The organism is Streptomyces rapamycinicus NRRL 5491, assembly GCF_024298965.1.
GTDB classification, from domain to species: Bacteria; Actinomycetota; Actinomycetes; order Streptomycetales; family Streptomycetaceae; genus Streptomyces; species Streptomyces rapamycinicus.
The window spans coordinates 6,870,229-6,883,138 of the sequence record NZ_CP085193.1 but is presented as its reverse complement, the minus strand read 5'-3'; the positions used below and the strand labels follow the sequence as shown (position 1 = coordinate 6,883,138).

Sequence of the window (12,910 nt, the reverse complement as noted above, 5' to 3'; positions counted from 1 at the left end):
ACAAGGAGGACAAGATGGGACCGGGACGCTCCGCGGAGCGGGCCATCGCCGCCGCCGAGGCCCATGGCGCGCACAACTACCATCCGCTGCCGGTCGTCGTCGCGTCCGCCGAAGGCGCCTGGATGACCGATGTCGAGGGCCGCCGCTATCTCGATCTGCTCGCCGGATACTCGGCGCTCAACTTCGGGCATCGCAACCGCAGGCTGATCGAGGCCGCCAAGGCCCAGCTGGACCGGGTCACCCTCACGTCCCGCGCCTTCCACCACGACCGCTTCGGCGCCTTCTGCTCCGAGCTGGCCGAGCTGTGCGGCATGGAGATGGTGCTGCCGATGAACACGGGGGCGGAGGCGATGGAGACGGCCGTCAAGACCGCCCGCAAATGGGGCTACCGGATCAAGGGCGTCCCGGACGGCCGGGCCAGGATCATCGCCGCCGGGAACAACTTCCACGGCCGGACGACCACCCTCATCAGCTTCTCCACCGATCCCGAGGCCCGCGCCGACCACGGCCCCTTCACCCCGGGGTTCTCGATCGTGCCGTACGGGGATCTGGCGGCGATGGCGGCGACGCTCGACGCAGCGCCCGAGGAGACGGTCGCGGTGCTGCTGGAGCCGATCCAGGGCGAGGCGGGGGTGGTGGTGCCGCCGCCCGGCTATCTGGCGGGGGTCCGGGAGCTGACCCGGGAGCGGAATGTGCTGTTCATCGCCGATGAGATCCAGTCGGGCCTCGGCCGCACCGGCACCACCTTCGCCTGTGAGCACGAGGGCGTGGTCCCGGACGCCTATGTGCTGGGCAAGGCGCTGGGCGGCGGGGTGGTGCCGGTGTCGGCGGTGGTGTCCTCCCGCGAGGTCCTCGGGGTGCACCGCCCCGGGGAGCACGGCTCCACCTTCGGCGGCTCCCCGCTCGCCTGCGCGGTCGCTTTGGAGGTCATCGCCATGGTGCGGACCGGGGAGTTCCAGCGCCACTCGGCCACGCTGGGCGAGCTGCTCCACCGGGAGCTGGGGCTGCTGCTGGGAAGGGGGATCCAGGAGGTGCGCGGCCGGGGGCTGTGGGCGGGTGTGGACATCGATCCGTCGCGGGGCACCGGGCGGCAGATCTCCGAGCGGCTGATGGACCGCGGAGTGCTGGTCAAGGACACCCATGGCACCACGGTCCGGATCGCCCCGCCCCTGGTGATCAGCGAGGAGGATCTGGAGTGGGGGCTGGATCAGCTGAGGGCGGTGCTGGCCGAGTGAACGCGTACCGCTCGGTGGGCCCGTACAGCTCGGTGGCCCCGGTACAGCTCGGTGGGCCCGTACAGCTCGGTGGGCCCGCGCGGCTCAGAGGATGACGTGCGGGAGGAAGCGCGCGTACTCATCCGTCACCAGCCCCGCCGACTCGCGGATGCCGAGCCCCGCCGACTCGCCCTCGACCACCCAGGCGCCGAGCACCACGCGGTTGCCGTCGAAGTCGGGCAGCGGCGCCAGTTCCTGGTAGCAGCACGGCTCGTCGCGCACGACGGGCTCCTCGCCCGGCGGATGCACGGTGACTCCCGCTCCCTCGCGGCCCAGCAGCGGTTTGGCCACATAGCCGGTGGTGCGGGCCAGTTCCCGGGGGCCGTCGAGGTAGGCGGGCAGCAGATGGGGGTGGCCCGGGAAGAGCTCCCACAACACGGCCAGCAGCGCCTTGTTGGACAGCAGCATCTTCCAGGCCGGTTCGATCCACAGGGTGGATCCGGTGCCGCCGCCGTTGTCCAGCGTGTCCAGCACATGCGGGCCGAACCGGTCGGTGGCCAGCCACTCCCAGGGGTAGAGCTTGAAGCAGCTCCGGATGAAGCGGAACCGCTTGTCCACGAAGCGGCCCGACAGCCGTTCCCAGCCGATGTCCTCCATGGAGATCGCCTCGGTCCTCAGCCCGGCCTGCTCGGCCGTCTCGCGGAGGTAGGCCACCGTCATCAGGTCCTCGCCCAGCTCGTCCCCGGCCGAATGGGCGAAGTACAGGGGCGTCCCCGCCGGCAGCAGCGCCGCCTGAGCGCGCCAGGCGTCCACCAGCCGCTCATGGAGGGAGTTCCACTGGTCGGCGCCCGGGAAGCGGTCCTCCATCCAGAACCACTGCGCGCCGGCCGCCTCCACCAGCGAGGTGGGTGTGTCGGCGTTGTACTCCAGCAGCTTCGCCGGGCCCGACTCACCGTCGTGGCGCAGATCGAACCGGCCGTAGACGCTGGGCTGTTCGGCCCTGCGGTGCCAGGACTCGGCGATCAGCCCGGCCAGCCGCGGATCGTCGATGCCGAGGTCGGCGAAGCGGCCGGTCCCGACGATATGGGCGGCCGCCGCCAGCGACATCCGGTGCAGCTCCTCGACGACCTCCTCCAGCGCCTCGACCTCGGGCAGCGAGAAGGCGTAGTAGGCGCTCTCGTCCCAGTAGGGGCGCAGCGAGCCGTCCGGGTAGCGGGTCAGCGGATAGATGACCCCCTGCTCCTCCACCGTGGACTGCCAGTCGGGGCGGGGGTCGATGGTGTGGCGCTTCATCGTGGGGCGGCCCGCTCAGCCGCCGCCGGAGCCCGAGCAGCCGAAGCCGCCCCGGTCGGCCGCCTTGCTCTTGTCGAAGGTGCCGTAGTCCGCCCAGCGGCCGCTGACATCGGAGTCGTAGTACCACTCGCCGTCGACGCCCGATGTGCCCCGGCTCTTCTTGCCCTTGCCGCCCGTGGTGGACGAAGAGCCCTTGCAGGCACTGGAGTCGACGACCCGATAGCCGTTCACCGCGTCATAGCTGTCCCGGTCCACACAGCGCTTGTCCGGTTCCGAACCACAGGAGGTGAGTGCCGCCGCCAGCGCGCCCATACCGCCCAGGATCACCGTGCTCGACCGCAGCCGCCGTGTCGTCTTCCGTTCCATCCCCGTCTCCCCGTTCCTGTCCCCCGAGGCCGTCATCTCCTCCGAGGCAGTCGTCCCACCCGCGGCCCTCGTCCCGCCCGGGGCCGTGACCGACCACCTTAACCTCGCGCTTCCGCGAAGCGCGCCGCTCGCCGGAGGGCGGCGATGGTCGGCCGCTTGTCGTCGGCTCGTGTGACGACGGCGATCTCCGGGGCCGCTCCCTCCAGGGGAACGAACCGCACATCGGGGCGTGGATAGAAGTCGCGTGCCACTTCCGCGTGCAGCGAGATGTATCCGCTGGTGGCGACGGCGGTCGGGATGGCGGCCGGCTGACGGACGACCGGTGCGTTCGGCCCCGGCTCGGCGGCGGGGCCGAGCCATTCGCGCAAGGCCGGGCTCAGGCGTGGAGTCGCCAGCCATGGCCCGTCGGCGACATCGTCCATGGTCAGCGACGTGGCATCGGCAAGCTGCGACCGGGCGGGCACCACCGCGACGCGGGGTGACGACAGGACGACGTCGGACCGCAACCCCTCCACCGGACCGGCGTGCCACATGATCCCGGCGTCCACGGTGCGGTCGAGCACGGCGCGGTATTGCGTGGACCAGTCCAGGTCGACGTAGTCGACGCACAATCCGGGTACCTGAGCGTTCAGCGCCGCACGCAGGTCATCCCACCGCTGCCCCGCTCCGAATCCGAGCACCCCGAGGCGCAGCGTCCGCTCGTCCCGTCCCGCGCCCTCGGACCTGGCGCGCTCGGCGAGCTGGTCCACCACCTCGAGCAGCACCCGGGCCTCGGCCACGAGCCGCACACCCGCCGGGGTCGGGGTCACCCGCCGACTGGTCCGCTCGAACAGCGAAGCGCCTACCTCGCGTTCGAGACGCCGGATGTACTGCCCGAAGGGCTGCTGCGAGATGTGATGCCGTTCGGCCGCCCGCCCGAAATGCAGCTCCTCGGCCAAAGTCACCACGTAGCGCAGTAAGCGGATCTCCATCGAACCTCCCCTCAGTACCGCCCCCGTTCGGTGCCACGAGGTAGTGCCGGATCAGAACAATTCTGGCTGATGATCCCGGTGGATCTCCGTGATGTCCTGTTGCGGATAGCGGCCAACGCTATCTGCTGAAATTACCTTCTAAGGAGCTGCATTTTGCTTCGTAACGGTCGCAGTCAGTTATCGGCAACTTCAAGACCCATGCCCAATGTAAAGCGATGGGGATATTCCTGGCGGAACTCGGTTCCCCGCGCACCCATGGGTGGTCTTGCATGTTGAACCAGGAGGGGACGTACACGCTGCGTGTTTTCTAGTTAGTGCTGGACGGGGACTGCCTGACCGACGTGTGGGGCGTCAGGGCAGCACCCGGCACAGCGCCTCCAGCGCGCCTGTGAAGGCGTGGTCGGGCGGGGCGCCATAGGCGAAGACCAGCGCGTCCGACTGCCCGTCCGGACCCGGTCCGGGCTCGTCCGGCCCCCGCCGCTCGCGGTAGCGGTAGCGGGACAGCCCCTCCAGGGCGAGGCTCTGCCAGGCCGCGCCCTGCACCACGGACCGCTCGGTACCGGGCGGCAGTTGGAGCACCGCGTGCAGCCCCGCCGCGATGCCGGTGACCCGCACCCGCGGGGCGCGTTCGGCGAGCGCCGCCACCAGTTGGTCGCGGCGCCGCCGATAGCGCATCCGCATGCCACGCACATGGCGGTCGTACGCCCCGGAGTCGATGAACTCCGCGAGCGTCAGCTGGTCCAGCGCGCCCGACTGCCACTCCCCGGTCGCCTTGAACGCCAGGACGTCGTCCAGCAGATGGTCCGGCACCACCATCCACGCCAGCCGCAGCGCGGGCGCCAGGCTCTTGCTGGCGGTGCCCAGATAGACCACATGCTCGGGGTCGAGCCCCTGGAGCGCCCCGACCGGGTGACGGTCATAGCGGAACTCCCCGTCGTAGTCGTCCTCCAGGACCAGCCCGCCCACCCGCGACGCCCAGTCGACCACGGCGGCGCGCCGGTCGGGGTCCAGCGAGACCCCGGTGGGGAACTGATGCGCCGGGGTGAGCAGAACGGTCCGCAGCCCGGCCGACCGGTCCAGCTCCGCCGTCCGCGCACCCCGCTGATCGACCGGCAGCGGCACGGTGCGCAGCCCGGCCCCGCGCATCACGTTCCAGTGGACGTCGAGCCCGTAGGACTCCACGCCCACCTCACGGTGTCCGGCCTTCGCCCGCACCCTGCTGAGCAGGGCCAGCCCCTGGACGAACCCCGCGCAGACCACGATCCGTTCGGGCGCGGCCCGCACCCCGCGGGCGCGCGCCAGATAGTCGGCCAGGACCCGCCGCAACTCGGGCCGTCCGGCGGGGTCGCCGTAGCCGAAGGCGTCGTTCGGCGCGGCGGTCAGGGCGCGCCGGGCCGCGGAGAGCCAGGCGGACCGGGGGAAGGCCGAGACATCGGGCTGACCGGCCCGCAGATCGTAGGTGGGCCGGGTGGCGGCCACGGCGGCGGGCGGGGGTGTGCGCGGCGGCGCGGGCTCGGGCGGTACGACGCGCCGGGCGACCCGGGTGCCCGAGCCCTGCCGGGCCGTCAGCCAGCCCTCGGCCACCAGTTCCCCGTAGGCGTCGGCCACGGTGTTCCGGGCGATACCGAGGTCGGCGGCGAGGGAGCGGGAGGAGGGCAGCCGGGTGCCCGGTGCGAGCCGCCCGCCGCGGACGGCGTCGCGCAGGGCGCGGATGAGCGCGTCCCGCACCCCGGCCCCGCCGCCCCGCAGCAGATCCAGATGGAGATCCGCCCCCGGCCCGGCCGGGCCGTCCGCCCGCTGTCCGGGGGCGTCCGTCCGCTGTCCGGGGTCACTCCTCGAAGTGGCCCATGAATCCGTCATGGAAATGGACCATACCCCTGGGCCGCCCGGCCTCTAGCGTGGAGCCATGACTACCGGAACTTCTCACGCACACGGCCCCCGGATGCAGTTCGCCAAGGCAGCCCCCGAGGTCTACAAGGCCATGGTCACCCTGGACGCGGCCGCCAGAAAGGGCGTCGACCCGACGCTGGCCGAACTGGTCAAGGTCCGTGCCTCACAGCTCAACCACTGCGCCTTCTGCATCGACATGCACACCAAGGACGCCCGCGCGGCGGGCGAGGCCGAGGACCGCCTGTACCTCCTCAACGCCTGGGAGGAGGCCGGCGACCTCTACACCGAGAAGGAGCAGGCAGCCCTCGCCCTGACGGAGGCCGTCACCGTCCTGACCGACGGCTTCGTCCAGGACGAGGTCTACGAGCGGGCCGCCAAGCACTTCGAGGAGCGGGAGCTGGCCCAGCTCATCGCCCTGATCTTCACCATCAACGCCTGGAACCGGATCGGTGTGACCACCCGCATGGCCCCCGGTGCCTACAAGCCGAACGTGTGACCATCTGCCCCCGTCGTCGTTATTGACGACGGGGGCCGTTAACCGACGGCGGAGTCACCACATAACGCATGATGGTGACAGGCCCCCGCATGGCAGTACGGCACGAAGGCACACAGCCAGAAGGGGGACCCGCCAATGGGAGGTCTCGTGATGACGGCGCCACTGCCCGACCAAGAGTTCGAAACTCTGCTCGATATCCATGCCCGGCTTGAGTTGCCGGAGGGGAAGCGAGCGGAACTCATCGGGGGGGAGATCGTCATCTCACCGACGCCCACGATTTTCCACAACGAGCTTTACGCGCGGTTGCAGCGATGGCTCAACCAGGGAGTACCGGAGGACTGGTTCGTCACCAACACCACGACAGTCTTCTTGCCCGCCACCGAGGAGCGATACATCCCTGACCTGGTCGTTTACAAATCCGGCGCCACAAGCAGCCCCGACGACTGGCAGCTCAACGCTGATCACGTTCTGCTCGTCGCCGAGATCACCTCGCCTTCTACCCGGGACCGCGATCTCACAGCCAAGGTCAAGGGCTACGCGCACTCCAACGTGCCGATCTATTTGCTGATCGACCCGCACGACGGCGACGGGAGCACGACCGTGTACTCGCATCCCGACGGGAAGGGCCTCTACCGCGATGAGCACCGAGCGATGTTCGGGGAGAAACTGACGCTCCCCGAACCGCTCGGCCTCGATCTCGACACCGCGGGCTTCCTCAAGTAATCCGGTCGCCCAGGCCGCCCTGAGCGCGATCCGGGCTCAGGGCAGCCACTTCTTCCAGACGTCCGGATGCGCCTCGACCCACTTCTTCGCGGCGTCCTGCGCCGACATCCCCTTCGAGGCGATCAATTCGGACACCTCGTTCTGGTCCTCCTTGGTCCAGTGGAACTTCTTCAGGAATGCCGACGCCTTGCCGCCCTTCTTCGCGAAGTCCGCGTTCAGGTACTTCTGCAGCGGTGTGGTCGGGTAGGCGCAGTCGATGGACTCGGGGTCCTTGGTGCCCTCATTGGCGCACTTGTCCGTGTACTTGGGCAGCTTGACCTCGACCATCGGCACCTGGTTGAACAGCCACTGCGGCTCGTACCAGTACGACAGGAACGGCTTCTTCGACTTGGCGAACTGCTTGATCTGGGTGATCTGCGCCGCTTCCGAACCCGCGAAGACAATCTGGTAGTTCAGCTTCAGGTTCTTCACCAGCGCCTTGTCATTGGTGACATACGACGGTGAACCGTCCAGCAGCTGGCCCTTGCCGCCGCTCTCCGCGGTCTTGAAGGTCTTCGCGTACTTGTTGAGGTTCTTCCAGTCCAGGACGTCCGGGTGGGCGTCGGCGAAGTACTTCGGCACCCACCAGCCGATATGGCCGGTGACGCCGAGGCCGCCGCCCGGCACGATCAGCTTCTTGTCCTTGACGTAGCGCTGCTCCTGCTCCGGGTGGCCCCAGTCCTCCAGGATCGCGTCCACCCGGCCCTGGCTGAGCGCGTCCCACGCCGGAATCTCGTCCACCTGGACGGTGTCGACGTGGTAGCCCAACTCGTGCTCCAGCAGATACTGGGCGACCGCGACATTGGACTGGGCGCCGACCCAGGACTGGACCGAGAGCGTGACGCTCTTCGCGCCGCCCACATTGGCGTACGGCGAGGACTGCTTGGTCATGTCCGCCGCGCCGCAGCCGGTCGCGGTGAGCAGGGCCGTGGCCCCGGTGGCGGCCATCAGCAGCCGCCGAAGGCGATGCGTACGGGCCGTAGCCATCTCAGGCCCCCTTCTTGTCGCGGCGCGAGGTCGGCTGGGTGACCCGGTCGAGCATCAGCCCCAGGCAGACGATCGCCGCGCCGGCGACCAGACCGGTGGCCAGATCGCCCTGCGCCAGGCCGAACAGCACGTCGTAGCCGAGCGCGCCGGAGCCGACCAGACCGCCGATGACGACCACGGCCAGCACCAGCACCACGCCCTGGTTGACGGCGAGCAGCAGCGCCGGGCGGGCCAGCGGGAGCTGAACCTGGCGCAGCTGCTGCCCCTGGGTGGCACCGAGCGAGCGCGCCGACTCCAGCGCCGCCGGGTCCACGTTCCGCAGCCCCTGGGTGGTGATGCGGATGACGGCGGGCAGCGCGTAGACGATGGCCGCGGCGGCCGCCGGGGCACGGCCGACACCGAACAGCGCGACCACGGGGATCAGGTACACGAACTGCGGCATGGTCTGGAACATGTCCAGCACCGGTCGCATCATCCGCTCCAGCCGGGTGCTGCGCGCGGCCCAGATGCCGATCGCGAAACCCAGGACCAGCGTGACGAAGACAGCCGCCAGTACCTGGGAGAGGGTGTCCATGGACGGCGCCCACACCCCGAGCACCCCGATCGCCGCCATGGCGGCGGTGGCGGTCAGCGCGGTGCCCCAGGTGCCGATCAGCCAGGCCAGCGCCGCGACGATCAGCAGGATTCCGTACCACGGGATGCCCTGCAGCCCCTCACGCAGCGGGTCGAGGATCCACTTGACGTAGTCCGCGGCCCATTCGGCAGTGCCGCCGACGACCGGCACTCCGGTGTAGAGGTGGTCGACCATCCACTCCTTGAACTGGTTGACCGGCTCCTCGATGGCGACGGTCCACCCGGTCGGCCAGGTCTGGGACCCGGCCAGCCGTCCGACGAGGGTCACCACCACGGTGATCACCCCGACGCCCGCCCACGCGGGCCAGCCGCGCAGCAGCCGGGGCCCGCCCTCGGCCGGGGGCTCGCCGATCCGCTCGCCCGCCGCTCCGATGGTGCGGTCCATCACGATGGCGAGGAGCACGATGGGGAGTCCCGCGGCGAGCGCCTTGCCGACGTCAACGCTGGACAGTGCCTGGTAGACGCGGTCACCGAGACCACCGCCGCCGATCACGGACGCGATCACGGCCATGGACAGCGCCATCATGATCGTCTGGTTGACGCCCAGCAGCAGCTCCTTGCGGGCCAGCGGCAGCCGGGCGGACAGCAGCCGCTGCCGCCAGGTGGCGCCCAGCGAGGTCACCGCCTCCAGCACCCCGGCGTCCGCGCCGCGCAGGCCGAGGGCGGTGAGCCGGGCCATGGGCGGAGCCGCGTAGATCACGGTGGCCAGCACCGCGCCGGGCACACCGTTGCCGAAGATCATCACAACGGGCAGCAGATACGCGAACGCGGGCAGCACCTGCATGGTGTCGAGCACCGGCCTCTGCACCCGGAACGCCCATTCCGAGAGGCCGCCGGCCAGCCCCAGCAGTCCGCCGATGACGACGGACGCGGTGACGGCGATGACCATCAGCGCGAGCGTCTGCATCGTCGGCACCCACATGCCCAGCAGTCCGCAGACGGCGAAGGACACCAGGGTCGTCACCGCGATCCGCACCCCGGCGACCCGCCAGGCGACCAAGGTCAGCCCGGCGGTGACACCGGCCCAGCCGAGGGCGAGCAGGGCGACGTAGACGGCGCGGACGCCGATGATGATGACGTTGCTGATGTGGCCGAAGAAGTAGAGGAAGATCCAGTGACTGTCCCGGTTGTCGAGGATCCAGTCGCTGGCCCTTCCGAGCGGTCCGGACACATCGACGGTCAGCGCGTCGGGCCAGCTGCCGCTCGCCCACTTCGCGTGCGCGATCGGCACCAGCACGACGGCGATCACCACGAGCACCGCCAGCTTGCGCGCGGCATGGCTGTGCACGACGGCGCTCAACAGGGACGGGCGCGTCTCGTCCGCCGCCGACCCGGTGGCCGCCGGTTCGGTGGCGGGGTCGGTGGAGGGGCGGGTTGCGGTGGCACTCATACGCGCCCCCCGGTGCGACCTGGCGGAGAGAGGGTCGAGATGGGGCTCATGCCGCGGCCACCTCCTTGCCGTCCAGGCCCGCGACGACGCTCAGCAGACAGGCGTGGTCGACGACGCCCAGGCAGCGGCCGCCGTCCACGACGCGCGCGGGGCCGCCGGTGCGGGCCACGGCCTCGATCGCGTCGGCGACCGTGGTGCTCGGGGCCAGCGCGGGCCCGCCGTCCTGCTCGTCGGAGGTCGCGGGGCGCATGGCGCGGCGCACGGTCAGCACCTGCTCGCGCGGCACGTCGCGGACGAAGTCCCGTACGTAGTCGTCCGCCGGGGAGCCGACGATCTCCTCCGGGGTGCCCAGCTGCACGATCCCGCCGTCGCGCATCAGCATGATGCGGTCACCGAGCCGCAGCGCCTCGCTGAGGTCATGGGTGATGAACACCATCGTCCGGCCCTCCTCGTGGTGCAGCCGGATGACCTCCTCCTGCATATCGCGGCGGATCAGCGGGTCGAGCGCGCTGAACGGCTCGTCGAAGAGCAGCACCTCGGGGTCGACGGCGAGCGCCCGGGCCAGGCCCACGCGCTGCTGCTGACCGCCGGAGAGCTGACCCGGGCGGCGGCGCTCCAGGCCGGTGAGGCCGACCTTGTCGACCACCTCGGCGGCCTTGGCCCGGCGCTCGGCCTTGCCCACGCCCTGGATCTCCAGCCCGTAGGCGACGTTGTCGAGGACGGAGCGGTGCGGCAGCAGCCCGAAGTGCTGGAAGACCATGGCGGCGCGGTGCCGGCGCAGATCGCGCAGCCGGGCCTTGTCCATGGCCAGGACGTCCTCGCCGTCGATCTTCAGGGTGCCGGAGGTGGGCTCTATCAGCCGGGTGAGGCAGCGGACGAGGGTGGACTTGCCGGAGCCGGACAGCCCCATCACCACGAACACCTCGCCCGGCTGGACGTCGAAGGAGACCTCGCGGACGGCGGCGGTGCAGCCGGTGCGGGCACGCAGCTCAGCGGCGGACAGCTCGGCCTCGGCGGAGCCGGGGATCCGGTCGGCCTTGGGGCCGAAGACCTTCCACAGGTCGCGGACCGAGAACACCGGGGTGCGCTCGCCGCTCTCGGGGACCTTGGGGGTGTCGGGCGTCTCGGGTACCACGGTCGTGGCCATCACGCCTCACCTCCCGGCGCCAGTGTCGCGGCTCGGTCATCGGGCCTGCGCCGTTCCCGATCGCGCTCCTCGAACAGCAGCTCAGCGCACTTCTCGCCCACCATCAGGACTCCGATCATCGGGTTCACGGCCGGCATCGTCGGGAAGACGGACGCGTCGGCGATACGGACGCCGTTCAGGCCCCGGATCCGCAGATCGGGGCCGACCACGGCGAGTTCGTCCGACGTGGCACCCATACGACAGGTGCCCGCCGGGTGGTACACGGTGTGCGCGACCTTGCGGGCGTACTCGCTGATCTCCTCGTCCGAGGTGATCTCCGGGCCCGGGCACACCTCGCGCTTGAGCCAGCTCGCCAGCGGTTCGGTCTTGGCGATCTCACGCGCGACACGGATGCCGTCGACCAGCGTGCGGCCGTCGTAGTCCTCCTCGTCCGTGAAGTACCGGAAGTCGAGGGCGGGCTTGACGGACGGGTCGGCGCTGGTGAGGAAGAGCCTGCCGCGGCTGCGCGGCTTGGGGATGTTGGGGGTCATCGACACGCCGTGCTCGGGCTTTTCGTAGCCCAGCCGCTCCGGATTGTCGGTGAACGGGATCTGGTAGAAGTGGAACATCAGGTCCGGGCCCCGGGATTCGGGGTCCCGCCGGATGAACAGCCCCGCGTCGGAGTCCATCGCGGAGTTGTCCGGAATCGGGCCGTCCGTCTCCCACACGATGACCGACTCGGGGTGGTCGAGCAGATTCTCGCCGACGCCCGGCAGATCGTGGACGGCGGGAATGCCCAGCGCCTCGAGATCGCCCTTGGGCCCGATACCGGAGTGCATCAGCAGCCGCGGGGTGTCCACGGCGCCCGCGCAGACCAGGACCTCGGTCTCGGCCCGGACCAGGATCTCCTCGTCGTCCTTGGTGCGGACGTGTACGCCGGTGACCCGGCCGGTGTCGTCCAGCTCCAGCTTGTACGCCCAGGTCTCCAGCATCAGATGGAGGTTGGGCCGGTCCAGGAACGGGTGCAGATAGGCGACCGACGCCGAGGAGCGCTTGTTGTTCTCCGGGTGGTACGCGAGGTCGAAGAAACCGACGCCCTCGTGGAACGGCTTCTTGTTGAACCCCTCGACCCGCGGCACATCGGCGGCGGCCTGGGCGGCGTCGACGAAGTCCCGCGCGATCGCGTTCCGGTCCTTCTCGTCCACCGGGACGATGTTGTTGCGCAGCCGCTGGAAGTACGGGTCCATGGACTCCGCGTCCCAGCCCTCGGCGCCGGCCTCGGCCCACTCGTCCCAGTCACCGGGCAGCGGCTTGAAGGAGATCAGGGTGTTGTGCGAGGAGCACCCTCCGAGCACCCGCGCCCGGCTGTGCCGGATATGCGAATTTCCGCGTGGCTGCTCGGTGGTGGGGTAGTCGTAGTCCAAGTCGCCGCCGAGCAGGCCGAGCCAGCGGCGCAGGGTGAGCACATCGGGCCGGTCGACATCCGACGGTCCGCCCTCGATGACGGCGACACGGATGTCCGGGTCCTCGGTGAGCCGGGAAGCGATCACCGATCCTGCGGTGCCGCCGCCGATCACGACGTAGTCGTATGCGACAGGTACGGACATGTGGGGTTACTCCTCGCGGTCTTACCCAAACGGCCCGCGCCGGTGCGGGCCGGGGGCTGCTGCCGCCCCTGGGGGTGGGGGTGTTGCTGGGTGCCTCAAGTGCCTACGGCTTCTCGCCGCCGGTCGCCGCGATCGGGCGCGGCCGGGTCCGGGCCCCGGGGGACGAGTCCGGGCC

Annotated in this window: 11 protein-coding genes; 3 read left to right on the top strand and 8 right to left on the bottom strand. The window is 70.4% G+C overall.

The window, feature by feature from the left end; all coding sequences use genetic code 11:
* Nucleotides 1-14: 14 nt before the first annotated feature.
* Nucleotides 15-1,235 carry an ornithine--oxo-acid transaminase gene (gene rocD, locus LIV37_RS28905; protein WP_020870630.1) on the top strand — a complete coding sequence of 407 codons (1,221 nt, stop codon included), beginning with the start codon at nucleotides 15-17 and terminating at the stop codon, nucleotides 1,233-1,235.
* Between the two features lie 84 nt (nucleotides 1,236-1,319).
* On the opposite strand, the gene LIV37_RS28900 is transcribed toward rocD, so the two are convergent.
* The 4 genes from LIV37_RS28900 to pdxR form a co-directional block, all read right to left on the bottom strand.
* Nucleotides 1,320-2,507, bottom strand: a complete 1,188-nt coding sequence (locus tag LIV37_RS28900; protein ID WP_020870629.1) for a glutathionylspermidine synthase family protein — start codon at nucleotides 2,505-2,507, stop codon at nucleotides 1,320-1,322.
* A gap of 15 nt (nucleotides 2,508-2,522) precedes the next feature.
* On the bottom strand, nucleotides 2,523-2,873 hold the full coding sequence (locus tag LIV37_RS28895) for a hypothetical protein (RefSeq protein WP_020870628.1): 351 nt from the start codon (nucleotides 2,871-2,873) through the stop codon (nucleotides 2,523-2,525).
* Between the two features lie 98 nt (nucleotides 2,874-2,971).
* Complete coding sequence (locus LIV37_RS28890; protein WP_020870627.1) at nucleotides 2,972-3,844, bottom strand: LysR family transcriptional regulator; 873 nt, start codon at nucleotides 3,842-3,844, stop codon at nucleotides 2,972-2,974.
* Between the two features lie 351 nt (nucleotides 3,845-4,195).
* Nucleotides 4,196-5,704 (bottom strand): MocR-like pyridoxine biosynthesis transcription factor PdxR, encoded by a 1,509-nt coding sequence (gene pdxR, locus LIV37_RS28885; RefSeq protein WP_020870626.1) that lies wholly within the window; start codon nucleotides 5,702-5,704, stop codon nucleotides 4,196-4,198.
* Between the two features lie 46 nt (nucleotides 5,705-5,750).
* Between pdxR and LIV37_RS28880 the strand changes: the two genes are divergently transcribed.
* Nucleotides 5,751-6,230: a carboxymuconolactone decarboxylase family protein gene (locus tag LIV37_RS28880; RefSeq protein ID WP_121824388.1), complete on the top strand. Its 480-nt coding sequence runs from the start codon at nucleotides 5,751-5,753 to the stop codon at nucleotides 6,228-6,230.
* Nucleotides 6,231-6,380: 150 nt separating this feature from the next.
* Nucleotides 6,381-6,953, top strand: coding sequence for a Uma2 family endonuclease (locus LIV37_RS28875; protein WP_158634878.1), 573 nt, complete (start codon nucleotides 6,381-6,383; stop codon nucleotides 6,951-6,953).
* Nucleotides 6,954-6,989: 36 nt separating this feature from the next.
* Here LIV37_RS28875 and LIV37_RS28870 read toward each other — a convergent pair whose 3' ends face one another.
* From LIV37_RS28870 to LIV37_RS28855, 4 genes are read right to left on the bottom strand one after another with little or no spacing between them, the layout of a single operon-like run.
* Nucleotides 6,990-7,979, bottom strand: a complete 990-nt coding sequence (locus tag LIV37_RS28870) for an ABC transporter substrate-binding protein (RefSeq protein ID WP_121824389.1) — start codon at nucleotides 7,977-7,979, stop codon at nucleotides 6,990-6,992.
* Between the two features lies 1 nt (nucleotide 7,980).
* Entirely contained in the window at nucleotides 7,981-10,002 is a 2,022-nt protein-coding gene (locus LIV37_RS28865) for an ABC transporter permease (RefSeq protein WP_020870622.1), read from the bottom strand.
* 46 nt (nucleotides 10,003-10,048) lie between these two features.
* On the bottom strand, nucleotides 10,049-11,149 hold the full coding sequence (locus tag LIV37_RS28860; RefSeq protein ID WP_020870621.1) for a quaternary amine ABC transporter ATP-binding protein: 1,101 nt from the start codon (nucleotides 11,147-11,149) through the stop codon (nucleotides 10,049-10,051).
* Nucleotides 11,149-12,735, bottom strand: a complete 1,587-nt coding sequence (locus LIV37_RS28855; RefSeq protein WP_020870620.1) for a GMC family oxidoreductase — start codon at nucleotides 12,733-12,735, stop codon at nucleotides 11,149-11,151. Before LIV37_RS28855 ends, LIV37_RS28860 begins: the two co-directional genes overlap by 1 nt.
* Nucleotides 12,736-12,910: the final 175 nt, after the last annotated feature.

Coding starts and splice junctions, on each gene's coding strand:
- rocD (WP_020870630.1), top strand. CDS start 15: ATGGGACCGGGACGCTCCGCGGAGCGGGCCATCGCCGCCGCCGAGGCC.
- LIV37_RS28900 (WP_020870629.1), bottom strand. CDS start 2,507: ATGAAGCGCCACACCATCGACCCCCGCCCCGACTGGCAGTCCACGGTG.
- LIV37_RS28895 (WP_020870628.1), bottom strand. CDS start 2,873: ATGGAACGGAAGACGACACGGCGGCTGCGGTCGAGCACGGTGATCCTG.
- LIV37_RS28890 (WP_020870627.1), bottom strand. CDS start 3,844: ATGGAGATCCGCTTACTGCGCTACGTGGTGACTTTGGCCGAGGAGCTG.
- pdxR (WP_020870626.1), bottom strand. CDS start 5,704: ATGACGGATTCATGGGCCACTTCGAGGAGTGACCCCGGACAGCGGACG.
- LIV37_RS28880 (WP_121824388.1), top strand. CDS start 5,751: ATGACTACCGGAACTTCTCACGCACACGGCCCCCGGATGCAGTTCGCC.
- LIV37_RS28875 (WP_158634878.1), top strand. CDS start 6,381: ATGACGGCGCCACTGCCCGACCAAGAGTTCGAAACTCTGCTCGATATC.
- LIV37_RS28870 (WP_121824389.1), bottom strand. CDS start 7,979: ATGGCTACGGCCCGTACGCATCGCCTTCGGCGGCTGCTGATGGCCGCC.
- LIV37_RS28865 (WP_020870622.1), bottom strand. CDS start 10,002: ATGAGTGCCACCGCAACCCGCCCCTCCACCGACCCCGCCACCGAACCG.
- LIV37_RS28860 (WP_020870621.1), bottom strand. CDS start 11,149: ATGGCCACGACCGTGGTACCCGAGACGCCCGACACCCCCAAGGTCCCC.
- LIV37_RS28855 (WP_020870620.1), bottom strand. CDS start 12,735: ATGTCCGTACCTGTCGCATACGACTACGTCGTGATCGGCGGCGGCACC.